The sequence below is a fragment of the Amycolatopsis mongoliensis genome, assembly GCF_030285665.1.
In the GTDB taxonomy this organism is placed as follows: domain Bacteria; phylum Actinomycetota; class Actinomycetes; order Mycobacteriales; family Pseudonocardiaceae; genus Amycolatopsis; species Amycolatopsis mongoliensis.
Map to the genome: position 1 here is coordinate 369,954 of NZ_CP127295.1, position 13,824 is coordinate 383,777.

Sequence of the window (13,824 nt, forward strand, 5' to 3'; positions counted from 1 at the left end):
GTCGCTCCGGACGCGGCACCCCGTCCTCCCTTTTCCGCTGGTTTCTCCCCAACCGTATCGGGTGCCGCGCCGGGTCAGGGCGCGTTCGGCGAATCCAGCGCGCGTCGGACGGCTTCGCGGTCGACGCCGAGTTCGGCGAGCAGGTCGGCGGCCGGGTCGGGCGGGGGCACCGTCAGCAGCGCCCGCAGCAGTCCGGCGGGCTCCCTCGGCTTGGCTTTGTTGACGGCCGCGCGCGCGTTCGAGGTCAACGCGCCCGGGGACAGCCGTCCGCGCTTCACCGGGACGGCCGCCGGCCGCAGCCCTTCCACCTCGATGCCGAGGGCCGCCAGCGCCACCCGGTCGAGCCGGTCGAGGGCGGCGCGCGCCTCGTCGAGGTTCTTCCCGAGGGCCCGGGCACTGCCCGGGTCGTGCAGGAGGCCGAGCAGCAGGTGCTCGGTGCCCAGGCGCCGGTCGCCACGGCGGCGGGACTCCTCCAGGGCCGCCGTCACGACGACGGCGAACGGGCTCTTGGCGATCAGCCGGTCGAGCACCACGGCCTCACTTCCCGTACTTCGCGTGCACGGACTGGCGGGCGACGCCGAGGGCGTCCCCGATCTGCTCCCACGACCAGCCGCGCTCCCTCGCGTGCGCGACGGCGGCCGCCTCGACCTGCTCGGCGAGCCGGTGCAGCGCGCCGACGGCCCGCAGCGCGACCGCGGGGTCGGTTTCCGAAATCCGCCCCGAAAGCTCTTCCGCTTCCATGGCGCGTCAGTCTAGCCTGACAGGGCAGCTGTCAGTTCAAACTGACAAACCGAGGAGGGCGTCATGGATGTCGCGGTGATCGGCGCGGGCCCGGTGGGCCTGATGCTGGCGGCGGAGCTGCGGCTCGGCGGGGCCGGGGTGGTGGTCCTGGACCGGCGGGCCGCGCCGGACGAGCGGCCGCGGGCGAACGGGCTCGGCGGCCGGATCGTCGAGCAGCTCGACCACCGGGGGCTGCTGGACCGCTTCCGGGCCGAGGCGGCGTTCGCCGGCCCGTTCCCCGGGTTCCCGTTCGGGCCGGTGCCCCTGGACTTCCGTGGCCTGGACTCGCCGATGCGCGGGCTGATGCTGCAGCAACCGCGGATGGAGGCCCTGCTGGCCGCCCGCGCGACCGAGCTCGGCGCCGAAATCCGGCGCGGGCACGAGCTGCTGGACCTCGGCACGGTCCGGGGCCCGGACGGCCCGTACCGGCTGGAGGCGCGGTACCTCGTCGGCTGCGACGGGGCGCACAGCCGGGCGCGCGAGCTGGCCGGGATCGGGTTCCCCGGCACCACCGACGACGAGCTGATGCGGCTGGGGCACTTCCGGGGCGACCTCGCCCTCTTCACGACGATGCCGGGCGTCGAGCGCGGCTGGAACCGCCGGCCCGGCGGCCGGGTGCTGGTGACGTCGCTGACGCCGGGCGTCGTGATCGCCGGGGTCCGGGAGGTGGCGCCGGAGCCGCCCGGGGAGCCGACGCTCGGTGAGTTCCGCGACGCCGTGCGGCGCGTGCTCGGCACCGACCTGCCGCTGGAGGAGCCGCTGTGGCTGTCGCGGACGGTCAGCTCGGCCCGGCTCGCCGAGCACTACCGCGCCGGGCGCGTGTTCCTGGCCGGCGACGCGGCCCACCTCTTCCCGGCCGGCGGCTCCTCGCTCAACGTCGGGCTCCTGGACGCGGTCAACCTCGGCTGGAAGCTCGCCGCCGTCGTGCGCGGCGCTTCTCCTGAGAGCCTGCTCGACAGCTACCACGCGGAACGGCACCCGGTCGCCGCGCGGACGTTGACGCAGACGCGCGTCCAGGCCCTGCTCGACCGGCTCACCGGTGAGGACGGCGACGCGTTGCGGACGCTCTTCGGCGAGCTCGCGGCGCTTCCCCAGGCGACGCGGCACCTCGCCGGGCTGCTGCGGGACTCCGACGAGCTGCCGTACGTCCCCGACCTGCCGCTCACCGTCGGCGGCCGCGCCACCCGCGTGGCCGAGGTCATGCGCGCGGCGCGTCCGGTGCTGTTCGACTTCGCCGACCGCGCCGACCTGCGGGAAGCCGCCGGCCCGGACGTGAAGATCGTCACGGCGGGCTGCCCGGACGCCCCGGCCGACGCCCTGTTCGTGCGTCCGGACGGCGTCGTCGTGTTCAGCGGGGACGATCCGGCGGCGTTGCGGGAAGCAATGACGGCACCGGGGCGTTGACCCCGGTTGTGAGCTCACTGCCTGACGTGCCGCTGTCCGTGCTCGACCTGTCCCCCGTGTCCGAGGGGAACAGCGTCGGCGAGACGCTGCGAAACACCCTTGACCTCGCCCGCGCCGCGGAACGGCTGGGCTACCACCGCTACTGGCTGGCCGAGCACCACAACATGCCCGGCATCGCCAGCTCGGCGACGGCCGTGCTGATCGGCCACGTCGCCGACGCGACCGAGCGCATCCGCGTCGGCTCGGGCGGGATCATGCTGCCCAACCACGCGCCGCTGGTGGTCGCCGAGCAGTTCGGCACCCTGGAGGCGTTCCACCCGGGCCGCATCGACCTCGGCATCGGCCGTGCGCCGGGCACCGACCAGCGCACGGCGCTGGCCCTGCGCGGCCCGGGCGGGCTGTCCGCGGAGAACTTCCCGGAGCACCTGCAGGAGCTGATCGGCTACTTCACCCACTCGGAGGCGCGCGGCGTCAACGCGGTGGTCGCCGAGGGCAACCAGCCGCCGGTGTGGCTGCTGGGCTCGAGCGGCTTCAGCGCCCAGCTGGCCGGGCGGCTCGGGCTGCCGTTCTCCTTCGCGCACCACTTCGCCGCGGAGAACACGATCCCTGCTGTGCAGCTCTACCGGGAGAACTTCCAGCCCGGGGTGCTCGACGAGCCGTACGTGATGCTCGGCGTCTCCGTGGTCGCCGCCGAGACGGACGACCGCGCGCAGTTCCTGGCCGGACCGTCCGGGCTGACGTTCCTGAGCTTGCGCCGCGGCCGCCCGATCGCGCTGCCGACGCCGGAAGAGGCGGCCGAGTACCCGTACACGGAGATGGACCGCGCGTTCCTGGCCGACCGCTTCGGCTCGAGCATCATCGGCTCGCCGGAGACGGTCCACAAGGGACTCGAGCAGCTCCTGGCCGACACGGGCGCGAACGAGCTGATGATCACGACGATGGTCCACGGCCACGCGGACCGCGTCCGCTCCTACGAACTGATCGCGGGCCTCAAGTCCTGACGTGATCCGACGGTCGGCACGCGTGATCGAAGGGTCGACACGCGTGATTGGACGGACGACACGGCGCGGCCTACCCTGCTGCGGCGTGTCGACCCTCTGATCACGCGTGTCGGCCTCCTGATCACGCGTGCCGACCCTCCGGACACACGGGAATGGGCAGCTCCGCGCAGCCGAGGAACGAGTCCCGCATCCGGGACGGGATTTTCTTTTCCATCTTTGACAACAAGATCCGGTCCGTTTGTCAGCGCCGGACAAGAAATGCGCGGTTACCAGCCCGTGACCGCGTGATCCTGCTCAAGTTCTTGTCTCCCAGCAGGGCCGTGGTTAGCGTACCGACCAGTAGGAAACGGCACGGTGTCCCCCGAGACCGTGAATGGCCGACAATTGTTACCCCGTTCGGACCATTTCCCCTTGCTCATCTCGGGTGTATTCGACGTGCCGTCGGAACCGCTGGGAAGGCACACGAATGGCCGAACGGACGACGACGCCGTCGTTCCCCGGGGCCGCCGCGCTGCGGCAGACCGGACGGCTCTACGGGCTCGGCTTCGACGTCATCAGGCTGACGTTCCGCCGCCCGTTCCAGGTGCGCGAGCTGATCCAGCAGTTCTGGTTCATCGCGAGCGTCTCGATCCTGCCGACGGCGCTGGTCTCCATCCCGTTCGGCGCGGTGATCGCGCTGCACATCGGGTCGCTGACCACGCAGATCGGCGCGCAGTCCTTCACCGGCGCGGCCAGCGTGCTCGCGATCATCCAGCAGGCCAGCCCGATCGTCACCGCGCTGCTCATCGCCGGCGCCGGCGGCAGCGCGATGTGCGCCGACCTCGGCTCGCGCACCATCCGCGAAGAGATCGACGCCATGGAGGTCCTCGGCGTCTCGCCGGTCCAGCGGCTGATCGTGCCGCGGGTGCTCGCCGCCATGGGTGTCTCGGTCTTCCTCAACGGCATGGTGAGCGTCGTCGGCGTGCTCGGCGGCTACTTCTTCAACGTGATCATGCAGCACGGGACGCCGGGTGCGTACCTGGCCAGCTTCTCGGCGCTGGCGCAACTGCCCGACCTGTGGATCAGCGAGATCAAGGCGATCATCTTCGGCTTCGTCGCCGGGGTCGTCGCCGCCTACCGCGGGCTGAACCCCAAGGGCGGCCCGAAGGGCGTCGGCGACGCCGTCAACCAGTCCGTGGTCATCACGTTCCTGCTGCTGTTCGTGCTGAACCTCGTGCTCACGACCGTCTACCTGCAACTCGTGCCGCCCAAGGGGAGCTGATCGGTGACGACCACGGAAGTCCCCAAGACCGCGCGCCTGCGCGAAGCCGTCGACCGCCGGTTCGGCTTCCTCGACACCCTCGGCGACCAGATCCTGTTCTTCCTCCGCGCGATCGCGTGGACGCCGCGGGCGCTGCACCGCTACCTGCGCGAGGTCGTCCGCCTGCTCGCCGAGGTCAGCTTCGGCAGCGGCGCGCTCGCCGTCATCGGCGGCACGATCGGCGTGATGATCGGGATGACCGTCGCCACCGGCACGGTCGTCGGCCTGCAGGGCTACTCCGCGCTCAACCAGGTCGGGACGTCGGCGTTCGCCGGGTTCGTCTCCGCCTACTTCAACACCCGCGAGATCGCGCCGCTGGTGAGCGGGCTCGCCCTGAGCGCGACCGTCGGCTGCGGCTTCACCGCGCAGCTCGGCGCGATGCGGATCTCCGAGGAGATCGACGCCCTGGAGGTCATGGGCATCCCCAGCGTCCCGTACCTGGTGACGACGCGGGTGATCGCCGGCTTCCTCGCCGTCATCCCGCTCTACGCGATCGGGCTGCTGTCGAGCTACCTCGCCTCGCGGCAGGTCACCGTGTGGTTCTTCGGCCAGTCCGCGGGCACCTACGACCACTACTTCCTGCTGTTCCTCCCGCCGGGCGACGTCCTGTGGTCGTTCGGGAAGGTGCTCGTCTTCAGCGTCGTCGTGGTCCTGGCCCACTGCTACTACGGCTTCCGCGCGAGCGGCGGGCCGGCCGGCGTCGGCGTGGCGGTCGGCCGCGCGGTGCGCACCGCGATCGTCGCGATCAGCGTGCTCGACTTCTTCCTGTCCCTGGCGATCTGGGGCGCGACGACCACCGTGCAGGTGGCCGGATGAGACGGGAGACCCGCCGCAAGGCCGGGATCCGCACCGCGGGCGTGCTGTTCCTGGTGGTGATGGGCGTGCTCGTGACGCTCTCGATCAAGGTGTACGACAAGGACTTCGTCAGCACGGTCCCGGTGACGCTCAAGGCGAGCCGCATCGGCAACCAGCTCTCCCCAGGTGGACAGGTCAAGGCCCGCGGCGTTCTCGTCGGGGAGATCCGCGACGTCCGGGCGACCCCGCAGGGCGCCGAGATAGCGCTTGCCCTGGAGCCGGGCAAAGTGGACATGCTGCCGCGCAACGTCTCCGCGCTGCTCGTGCCCAAGACGCTGTTCGGCGAGCGGTACGTGCAGCTGTCCATTCCGGACGGCGCGCAGGCCCCGCACCTGAGCGCCGGTGACACGATCGAGCAGGACCATTCGGCGAACGCGGTCGAGTTGGAACGGGTCTTCGACAACCTGCTGCCGGTGCTCAAGGCCGTCCAGCCGCAGAAGCTCGCCACGACGCTGACCGCGGTGTCGACCGCGCTGCAGGGCCGCGGCGAGCAGCTCGGCAAAACGATCGACACCGCGTCGGCGTACCTGAAGAACTTCAACCCGGAACTCCCGCAGCTGACCTCGGACCTCCGGAAACTCGCCACGGTCTCGAACCTCTACGGCGACATCGCGCCCGACCTGCTCGACGCGCTCACCGCCTCCGCCGTCACGCTCGGCACGGTCAAGGAGAAGGAAGCCGACCTGGCCGGGGTGTACCAGCAGGTGACGTCGTCGTCGCAGGAGGTCACCACCTTCCTGGCCAACAACCGCGACAACCTCATCTCGCTGGCCGCCGACAGCCGCGCGCCGCTGGAGATCGCGGCGAAGTACTCCCCCAGCTTCGCCTGCACGCTGGGCTCGCTCAACGCACTCAGAGGTGCCATGGACAAGGTGCTCGGCGCGGGCACGAAGGAACCGGGTATGCACGCCGAAGTCGCGATCACCACCAACAGCGGCAAGTACGTCCCGGGCAAGGACGATCCGCGCTTCACCGGCGGCGGCGAGCCGCGGTGCTACCCCTCCGGCGTCGCCCCGACCATCGGTACCGCCGCGACGGCACCCGGCGCCGGCGGGCACCCGCTGCTCACCGGCGGCCAGGGCGACCTGGGCGTCGCGAACTCGCCGCAGGAGCAGCAACTGCTGGCCACGCTCGTCGCCCCGTCGATCGGCGTGCCGACGGCCCAGGTCCCGGGCTGGAGCAGCGTGCTCGTCGGGCCGCTCTACCGCGGCACGGAGGTGACGCTCAAGTGAGGAACATCGCCTCCCCGCTCATCAAGAGCCTGATCTTCATCGCCGTGACCGCGCTCGCGACGGCACTGCTGGCCGTCTCCATCACGAACACCGGCGTCGGCGGCGGCCGGCGGTACACGGCGAAGTTCCTCGACGCCACCGCGCTCAACGTCGGCGACGACGTCCGGATCTCCGGCGTCCGGGTCGGCCAGGTCGAGTCCCTCGACATCAGCGACCACAACCGGGCGCTGATCGCGTTCTCCCTCGACCAGGGCCGCCGGCTGCCCGCCGACGTCCGCGCGGTCATCAAGTACCGCAACATGGTCGGCCAGCGCTACATCGCCCTCGAACGCGGCGCCACCGGCACCCGGGACCAGCTGCCCGAGGGCGGTGAGATCCCGCTGGACCGCACGACGCCCGCGCTGGACCTCACCGACCTGTTCAACGGCTTCAAGCCGCTGTTCCAGGCGCTGTCGCCGAACGACGTCAACGAGCTCTCCGGCGAGATCGTCCAGGTGCTGCAGGGCGAGGGCGGCACCGTCGAGAGCCTGCTCACCCACACCGCTTCGCTGACCACCACCCTCGCCGGGCGCGACAAGGTGATCGGCGAGGTGATCGGGAACCTCAACTCGGTGCTCAAGACCGTCAACGGCAAGGGGGACGCGCTGGCGAACCTCGTGTCGACCCTGCGGCAGCTGGTGTCCGGGCTGGCCGGCGACCGCGCCGCGATCGGCGACGCCATCAGCGGGATCGGCGCGCTCGCCGACTCCACGGCCGGGCTGTTCGAGCAGGCGCGGCCGCCGCTGAAGGAAAGCATCGCCGGGCTGAAGGACGTCGCCGGGACCCTGGTGCAGAACCAGTCCGATGTGGACAGTTTCCTGACCAACCTGCCGGTGAAGTTCAACGAGATCGGCCGCGTCGCTTCGTACGGCTCGTGGATGAACTTCTTCCTCTGCCGCGCGGTGCTGGAAACCACGCCCCCGCGCGGCGTGATCGTCCCGACGCCGAGGTGCGACTCATGAAGTCCTTCAAGGAGCGCAACCCGATCGTCATGGGCGTCGTCGGCAGCGTCGCGCTGGCCGCGCTGCTCACCGTCACGCTCAACTACGACAACCTGCCGATCGTCGGGGGCGGCACCACCTACGAGGCCGAGTTCTCCGAGGCCGCCGGCCTGCAGCCGGACGACGAGGTCCGGATCGCCGGCATCAAGGTCGGTGAGGTCCGCGACGTCACGCTGGCCGACGACCACGTCCTCGTCTCCTTCCGGGTCAAGAACGCCTGGATCGGTGACCGCACGACCGCCGACATCAAGATCAAGACGTTGCTGGGCCGCAAGTTCCTCGCGCTGAACCCGACCGGCGACGGTGTCCAGAACCCGAACCAGGCGATTCCGCGCACCCGGACCGTCACGCCCTACGACGTCACCGACGCCTTCAACGGACTGGCCGACACCGTCGGCGCCATCGACACGAAACAGCTCGCGGACAGCTTCACCACGCTGTCCGACACGTTCCGGAACTCCCCCGAGCACGTCCGCACCGCGCTCGACGGGCTCAGCCGGCTCTCCAAGACGGTGTCCAGCCGGGACGGCCAGATCGCCGAGCTGCTGGCCAACGCGCGGAAGCTCACCACGACCCTGGCGAACTCGAACGACGACTTCGAGAAGCTGATCGACGACGGGAACCTGTTGCTCACCGAGCTGAACCGCCGCCGGGACGCCATCCACGACCTGCTCACCGGGTCGGCCCGGCTGGCCGACCAGCTCCGCGGCCTCGTCGCAGACAACACGGCTCAGCTGAAGCCCGCGCTGGAATCGCTGAACCAGGTCACCGACCTGCTGAAGCGGCAGAACGACAACCTCACCAAGGGCCTGCAGCTGGCCGGGCCGTACTTCCGGGTGGTCACCAACGCAACCGGCAACGGCCGCTGGATCGACGCCTACCTCTGCGGGCTGCTGCCCGAGAACCACGACCCCTGCACCCCGCCGAAGAACCCGGGAGGGGCCAAGTGACCGCGCTGACCACGACCCGCGCCGGCGTACTGGCGAGCCGGTTCGTCGCCGCCGCGATCCTGCTCGCCCTGCTCGTCACGGCGGCGCTGTGGTGGGTGTTCTCCGGCTCGGGGCAGCACCACGTCACGGCGTACTTCAGCCGCGCGGTCGGCGTCTACCCCGGCTCCGACGTCCGCGTCCTCGGCGTCCGGATCGGGCAGGTCGACGCCGTCACCCCGCGCGGCGAGCAGGTCCAGGTCGACCTGAGCGTCGACGGCTCGGTCGGGATCGCCGAGGACACGACGGTCCTGGTGATCGCGCCCAGCGTCGTCGCCGACCGCTACCTCCAGTTCGCCAAGCCGGCCCGCGGCGGGCCACGGCTGCCCGACGGCGCGAAGATCCCGATCCAGCGCACCGCCACCCCCGTGGAGCTCGACCAGCTGTACGCCAGCCTCGACACGCTGTCGAAGGCCCTCGGCCCGAACGGCGCGAACTCCCAGGGCGCGCTGTCGGACCTGCTGAAGACCGGCGCGCAGAACCTGCAGGGCAACGGCCGCGTGTTCAACGACAGCGTGCGCAACTTCGCGCAGCTGGCGCGCACGCTGGCCGGGAACTCGGGTGACCTGTTCGGCACCGTCGACGAGCTCCAGCAGTTCACGACCATGCTCGCCACCAACGACGACCAGGTCGGCAACGTCAACCAGCAGCTCTCGCAGATCTCGAGCACGCTCGCCGCCAACAGCGGCGAACTGGCGCAGGCCCTCGACGGCCTCGGCCGTGCGCTCGGCGACGTCCAGGCGTTCATCCGGGACAACCGCGGCGCCCTCAAGGCCAATGTGGACAACCTGGTGACGACCACGCGGACGCTCGTCGAACAGCGCGAGTCGCTGGCCGGCACGCTCGACGCGGTGCCGCTGGCGGTGACGAACGTGCTCCAGTCCGTCGACCCGGACACCGGGCGGCTGCTCGGCCGCGGCAACCTCGACTACTACCTCCAGGGGCTGCCACTGCCGGTCACCGGGGATGTCTACACCAACGGGAGTGGGCGATGAAGCGCGTCCTCACCGTCGTGGCCGTCGGGTGCCTGGCCCTCGCGGGCTGCTCGCCGGGCGAGTTCAAGGGCGTCTACGACCTGCCCCTGCCCGGCGGCGCGGACCTCGGCGACCACCCGTACTCGGTGACCGTGCAATTCGCCGACGTGCTGGACCTCGTGCCCCAGGCCGCCGTGAAGGTCGCCGACGTCCCGGTCGGGCGGGTGCGGGAGGTCCGGCTGGGCACCGACGGCTGGACCGCCGAGACGGTGCTGGAGGTCAACGGCGACGTCGCGCTGCCCGCGAACGCGGTCGCGCGGCTGCGGCAGTCCAGCCTGCTGGGCGAGAAGTTCGTCGAGCTGGCCCCGCCGGACGGCGAGACGCCCGCCGCCGCGAACGGGCGGCTCGCGAACGGCGCCACGATCACCCTGGACCGCACCAACCGCAACCCCGAGTTCGAAGAGATCTTCGGCGCCCTTTCGCTGCTGCTCAACGGCGGCGGGATCGGTCAGCTGCAGACCATCAACCGCGAGCTCTCGAAGGCGATGGACGGCAACGAGGAGCAGATCCGCTCGTTCCTGTCCGGGGTCGACACCCTGGTGACCGACCTCGACGCCCACCGCTCGGACATCACCGAAGCGCTCGACGGTCTCAACCGGCTGTCGGCGACGCTCGCGAACCGGCACGAACAGGTCTCCGGCGCGCTCACCGACCTCACGCCCGGCCTGCAGTCGCTGTCGGACCAGCGCACGCAGCTCGTCTCCATGCTGCAGGCGCTGGACCGGCTCTCGACGGTGGCCACCGACGTCGTCGACCGCAGCCGCGACGACATGGTCGCCGACCTGCGCGCCCTCGCCCCGATCCTCGGCCAGCTCGCCAAGGCCGGGAACGACCTGCCGCAGTCGCTGCAGATGCTGCCGACGTTCCCGTTCCCCGACTCGGTGCTGCCGGCGGTGAAGGGTGACTACATCAACGCCTACGTGTCGATGATCCCGGCGCCCGGCGTGGCGCTGCCCCCGCCCGGCGAAGGCGTCCCACCGGGTCTGCCGCCGCTCCCGCTGCCCAGCAGCGAAGCCCGTGCCTCCGGAGGCCGCTGATGCTGACGCGCAGAGTGCGGATCCAGGTCGTTCTGTTCATCGTGATCGCCTTGGCCACCACGGCGTTCGTCGGCGCGAACTACGCCGGGCTCGGGCGGCTGTTCGGGGCCGGCAGCTACACGGTCAAGCTGGAGCTCGCCGAAGGCGGCGGGCTGTTCACCAACGGCGAGGTGACCTACCGCGGGGTCGCCGTCGGCCGGGTCGGCGAGCTGCGGCTCACCACCACCGGGACCGAGGCCGACCTGCTGATCGACGACGGCGCCCCGCCGATCCCGGCGGACTCGCGGGCCGTGGTGGCGAACCGGTCCGCGGTCGGCGAGCAGTACGTCGACCTGCAGCCGCGCACGGCCGACGCGCCGTACCTGAACGGGGGCTCGGTCATCCGGCGGGAGTCGACCACGCTGCCGCTGCCGGTGAACAGCCTGCTGACCGACCTGGACTCGTTCACCGCGTCGGTGCCGACCCAGGACCTGCGCACGGTGGTGGACGAGCTCGACGACGCGTTGCACGGCTCGGGCCCGGACCTGCAGACGCTGATGGACTCGGCGACGACGTTCACGCAGCAGGCGAGCGCGCACCTGCCGCAGACGTCGAAGCTGATCGGCGACGGCGCGACGGTGCTGCGCACCCAGGTGGACTCCTCGGCGGAGTGGCGGTCGTTCTCCGGCAACGCCAAGGTGTTCGCGCAGCAGCTGGCGAAGTCGGACGGCGACCTGCGGCGGCTGATCTCGACCGCGCCGCCCGCGGCGACCGAGCTGAGCAGCCTGCTCAAGGAGAACGACCCCGGCCTGCCGATCCTGCTGGCCAACCTGCTGACGACGTCCCGGGTGTTCGCCACCCGCACGGCCGCGGAGCAGCAGCTGCTGGCCGACGCACCGCGCGCGGTGGCCGCCGTGGACTCGGCGCTGGACCGTCAGCACGACCGGCTGCGGATGGGGCTGGTGCTGAACTTCGACGACCCACCGCCGTGCCTGCAGGGCTACGAGAAGACGCCGCACCGGCCGAGCACGGACCTGACACCGTTGCCGTTCAACACCGACGCGGCCTGCACGCTGCCGTACGGGAACGAAAGCTCGGTGCGCGGCACGCAGAACGGACCGCATCCACCGGTGCCGGCCCCCGCCCTGCCGGGCGGGCTGACCGGGCCGCTGGGGATCGGCGAGCAGGCGACGTCGACGAGCCTCGAGGAGATGCTGTGGCTGCAGTGAAGCTGAAGCACGCTGCGATGGCACTCGCGGCGGCGGCGGCCGTGTTCGCCGGCTGGTCGGGTTACTCGTGGTACGCGGCCGCCCACGCGTCTTCGGTGACGTACGGGGTGGCCCGCGACGACGCGCTGACGAGCGGCCGCACCTTGGTGGCGGAGCTGAACACCCTGGACTACCACGACGTGAACGGCGGTCTCGGCCGCTGGCTGTCGGCGTCGACGGGCCCGCTGCACGACCAGCTCGCCCGCACGGACGACACGACGAAGAAGACCCTGGCGGCGAACGCGACGGTGGCGACGGGCCGCGTCCTCGACGCGGCGCTGAGCGAACTGGACGAGCACGCGGGGACGGCGAAGATGCTGGCCTCGGTGGAGATCACGATGGCGAAGCAGGGAACGGCCCCGGCGGTCAAGCGCAACCGCTTCGCGGCGGCGCTGACCCGGACTCCGGACGGGTGGAAGCTCAGCGCCCTCGACCAGCTGCCGGTAGGTGCCCGATGAACCGGACGAAGACGGTGCGGCACGACGCCCCCGAGACGGTGGGTGAGACCGTGCCTGAAACAACCTCCATCGAGACCGAGCAGCACGAAACCGAAGCCGAACCTGCCGACATCTCCTCGGCTGATCCCGAAGCCGCGACCGACGAGCCCCAAGGCGATACCGACGCCGATGCGGTCCCCGAACCCGCTCGGCCCCGTCCCGCGTGGCTCCGGCTTCCCGCGCTGCTCCTCGCCGCCGCCGTCCTGCTCACCGGGGCCGGGGTCTGGTTCACCCTCGAAGCCCGCTCCGCCGCCGCGAACCCCGCCGCCGCCAACCTGGCCCTCACCGACGTCGGGGCGACCGCCGAGGTCACCTCCGCCGTCACCATCGCCATGAACCAGATCTTCTCCTATTCCTACGACCGGACCGACGTCACCGAAAAGGCCGCCGCCGCGGTGTTGCGCGGGAACGCCAAGGATTCCTACGACAAGCTCTTCACCCAGGTGCGTGAGAAGGCCCCGGCACAGAAACTCGTCCTCACTTCGCGCGTTTCCGCGATCGCCGTGCAGGACCTGCGAAATGGTCACGCGACGTTACTCGTATTTCTCGACCAATCAGCTGTTCGCGTCGACAACAATGCGACCGACAGTGCTGCCGCGCAGCTTTCCGTGACCGCGGAACGCACCGGCGACGGCTGGGTCGTCACTGAGCTCGAACCGCGCTGACCGACGCGTACTGACGGTTTCCGGGAGCACCCGGGAACCGGGATGACAATCGCAAGGGAGAACAAGTATGTCCGTTGCAACGCGAATCAAGAGACTCGCCGTGCTCGCTTCGGCGGCGACCGTGGCGCTGACCCTGGTCACCGCGACCCCGGCGTCGGCCGAGATCATCCCGTTCCCGGTCTCCTTCTCGGTGAACGGCAGCACGGTGGTGAAGAAGACCGGCAGCGCCATGTCGCTCGGCCCCGGCACCCTGGCCGGAAACCTGCTCGTCAACGACGAGACCGGCGAAGTCGGCCTGAACGCGGACCTGACCCTGCCGCCGTCACAGGCGAACATCTCCCTGGTTTCCGGCCTGTTCAAGATCAAGGCGACGGTGAAGGTGATCCCGCTCGGCCCGGCCACCGGCACCCTGGCCGACGCCACGCTGACCACGCACGCCAAGGCCAACATGGAGATCAGCAACATCTGGGTCGGCCTGCTCTCGCCGGTCATCCCGCTGCCCACCGTGCCGGGCGCCTGCAAGACGAAGACCCCGGTCGACCTGAACCTGGTGGCGAAGGACATCGACATCTTCTCGCCGATCACGGTCACGGCCGACTACACGATCCCGGAGTTCACCAACTGCTGGGTCGCCGACATCGCCCTCGGAGCGCTGGTTTCGGGGCCGGGTAACACGATCACCCTCACCCTCACCCCCAACGCGGCGAGCTGACGCGACGGGTGGCGGGCGCACCGCCCGCCACCCG

At 70.9% G+C, this 13,824-nt stretch carries 15 protein-coding genes; 13 read left to right on the forward strand and 2 right to left on the reverse strand.

The features are described from left to right. Positions 1-74 precede the first annotated feature (74 nt). Both QRX60_RS01775 and QRX60_RS01780 read right to left on the reverse strand, forming a co-directional pair. Positions 75-533, reverse strand: coding sequence for a Clp protease N-terminal domain-containing protein (locus tag QRX60_RS01775; protein WP_285999041.1), 459 nt, complete (start codon positions 531-533; stop codon positions 75-77). A gap of 4 nt (positions 534-537) precedes the next feature. Continuing rightward, positions 538-741, reverse strand: coding sequence for a helix-turn-helix domain-containing protein (locus QRX60_RS01780; RefSeq protein WP_155545168.1), 204 nt, complete (start codon positions 739-741; stop codon positions 538-540). A gap of 63 nt (positions 742-804) precedes the next feature. Between QRX60_RS01780 and QRX60_RS01785 the strand changes: the two genes are divergently transcribed. From QRX60_RS01785 to QRX60_RS01845, 13 genes are all read left to right on the forward strand, one after another. Next, positions 805-2,184 carry an FAD-dependent monooxygenase gene (locus QRX60_RS01785; RefSeq protein ID WP_285999042.1) on the forward strand — a complete coding sequence of 460 codons (1,380 nt, stop codon included), beginning with the start codon at positions 805-807 and terminating at the stop codon, positions 2,182-2,184. A gap of 8 nt (positions 2,185-2,192) precedes the next feature. Continuing rightward, a complete protein-coding gene (locus QRX60_RS01790) occupies positions 2,193-3,185 on the forward strand; it encodes an LLM class flavin-dependent oxidoreductase (protein ID WP_285999043.1) in 993 nt (330 codons plus the stop codon). A gap of 466 nt (positions 3,186-3,651) precedes the next feature. Beyond that, the gene (locus QRX60_RS01795) at positions 3,652-4,446 is read left to right on the forward strand and encodes an MlaE family ABC transporter permease (RefSeq protein WP_285999044.1); all 795 of its coding nucleotides are present in this window, start codon (positions 3,652-3,654) and stop codon (positions 4,444-4,446) included. Positions 4,447-4,449: 3 nt separating this feature from the next. Continuing rightward, the gene (locus QRX60_RS01800; RefSeq protein ID WP_285999045.1) at positions 4,450-5,301 is read left to right on the forward strand and encodes an MlaE family ABC transporter permease; all 852 of its coding nucleotides are present in this window, start codon (positions 4,450-4,452) and stop codon (positions 5,299-5,301) included. Further along, entirely contained in the window at positions 5,298-6,572 is a 1,275-nt protein-coding gene (locus QRX60_RS01805; RefSeq protein WP_285999046.1) for an MCE family protein, read from the forward strand. The genes QRX60_RS01800 and QRX60_RS01805 overlap by 4 nt, the downstream gene beginning before the upstream one ends. Next, positions 6,569-7,573, forward strand: a complete 1,005-nt coding sequence (locus QRX60_RS01810; protein ID WP_285999047.1) for an MCE family protein — start codon at positions 6,569-6,571, stop codon at positions 7,571-7,573. Before QRX60_RS01805 ends, QRX60_RS01810 begins: the two co-directional genes overlap by 4 nt. Next, positions 7,570-8,562: an MCE family protein gene (locus tag QRX60_RS01815; protein WP_285999048.1), complete on the forward strand. Its 993-nt coding sequence runs from the start codon at positions 7,570-7,572 to the stop codon at positions 8,560-8,562. The genes QRX60_RS01810 and QRX60_RS01815 overlap by 4 nt, the downstream gene beginning before the upstream one ends. After that, complete coding sequence (locus QRX60_RS01820; RefSeq protein ID WP_285999049.1) at positions 8,559-9,593, forward strand: MCE family protein; 1,035 nt, start codon at positions 8,559-8,561, stop codon at positions 9,591-9,593. Before QRX60_RS01815 ends, QRX60_RS01820 begins: the two co-directional genes overlap by 4 nt. Next, positions 9,590-10,669: an MCE family protein gene (locus QRX60_RS01825; RefSeq protein WP_285999050.1), complete on the forward strand. Its 1,080-nt coding sequence runs from the start codon at positions 9,590-9,592 to the stop codon at positions 10,667-10,669. The genes QRX60_RS01820 and QRX60_RS01825 overlap by 4 nt, the downstream gene beginning before the upstream one ends. After that, positions 10,669-11,877, forward strand: coding sequence for an MlaD family protein (locus tag QRX60_RS01830; RefSeq protein WP_285999051.1), 1,209 nt, complete (start codon positions 10,669-10,671; stop codon positions 11,875-11,877). Before QRX60_RS01825 ends, QRX60_RS01830 begins: the two co-directional genes overlap by 1 nt. Positions 11,878-11,894: 17 nt before the next feature. Further along, entirely contained in the window at positions 11,895-12,374 is a 480-nt protein-coding gene (locus QRX60_RS01835; RefSeq protein WP_408630251.1) for a hypothetical protein, read from the forward strand. Beyond that, a complete protein-coding gene (locus QRX60_RS01840; protein ID WP_285999053.1) occupies positions 12,371-13,078 on the forward strand; it encodes a hypothetical protein in 708 nt (235 codons plus the stop codon). Before QRX60_RS01835 ends, QRX60_RS01840 begins: the two co-directional genes overlap by 4 nt. A gap of 67 nt (positions 13,079-13,145) precedes the next feature. Continuing rightward, positions 13,146-13,790 carry a hypothetical protein gene (locus QRX60_RS01845; RefSeq protein WP_285999054.1) on the forward strand — a complete coding sequence of 215 codons (645 nt, stop codon included), beginning with the start codon at positions 13,146-13,148 and terminating at the stop codon, positions 13,788-13,790. Positions 13,791-13,824: the final 34 nt, after the last annotated feature.

Excerpts from the sequence above, each read along its gene's own strand:
- QRX60_RS01805 (WP_285999046.1), top strand. The coding sequence starts at position 5,298 with ATGAGACGGGAGACCCGCCGCAAGGCCGGGATCCGCACCGCGGGCGTG.
- QRX60_RS01780 (WP_155545168.1), bottom strand. The coding sequence starts at position 741 with ATGGAAGCGGAAGAGCTTTCGGGGCGGATTTCGGAAACCGACCCCGCG.
- QRX60_RS01815 (WP_285999048.1), top strand. The coding sequence starts at position 7,570 with ATGAAGTCCTTCAAGGAGCGCAACCCGATCGTCATGGGCGTCGTCGGC.
- QRX60_RS01795 (WP_285999044.1), top strand. The coding sequence starts at position 3,652 with ATGGCCGAACGGACGACGACGCCGTCGTTCCCCGGGGCCGCCGCGCTG.
- QRX60_RS01785 (WP_285999042.1), top strand. The coding sequence starts at position 805 with ATGGATGTCGCGGTGATCGGCGCGGGCCCGGTGGGCCTGATGCTGGCG.
- QRX60_RS01845 (WP_285999054.1), top strand. The coding sequence starts at position 13,146 with ATGTCCGTTGCAACGCGAATCAAGAGACTCGCCGTGCTCGCTTCGGCG.
- QRX60_RS01835 (WP_408630251.1), top strand. The coding sequence starts at position 11,895 with ATGGCACTCGCGGCGGCGGCGGCCGTGTTCGCCGGCTGGTCGGGTTAC.
- QRX60_RS01825 (WP_285999050.1), top strand. The coding sequence starts at position 9,590 with ATGAAGCGCGTCCTCACCGTCGTGGCCGTCGGGTGCCTGGCCCTCGCG.
- QRX60_RS01830 (WP_285999051.1), top strand. The coding sequence starts at position 10,669 with ATGCTGACGCGCAGAGTGCGGATCCAGGTCGTTCTGTTCATCGTGATC.
- QRX60_RS01840 (WP_285999053.1), top strand. The coding sequence starts at position 12,371 with ATGAACCGGACGAAGACGGTGCGGCACGACGCCCCCGAGACGGTGGGT.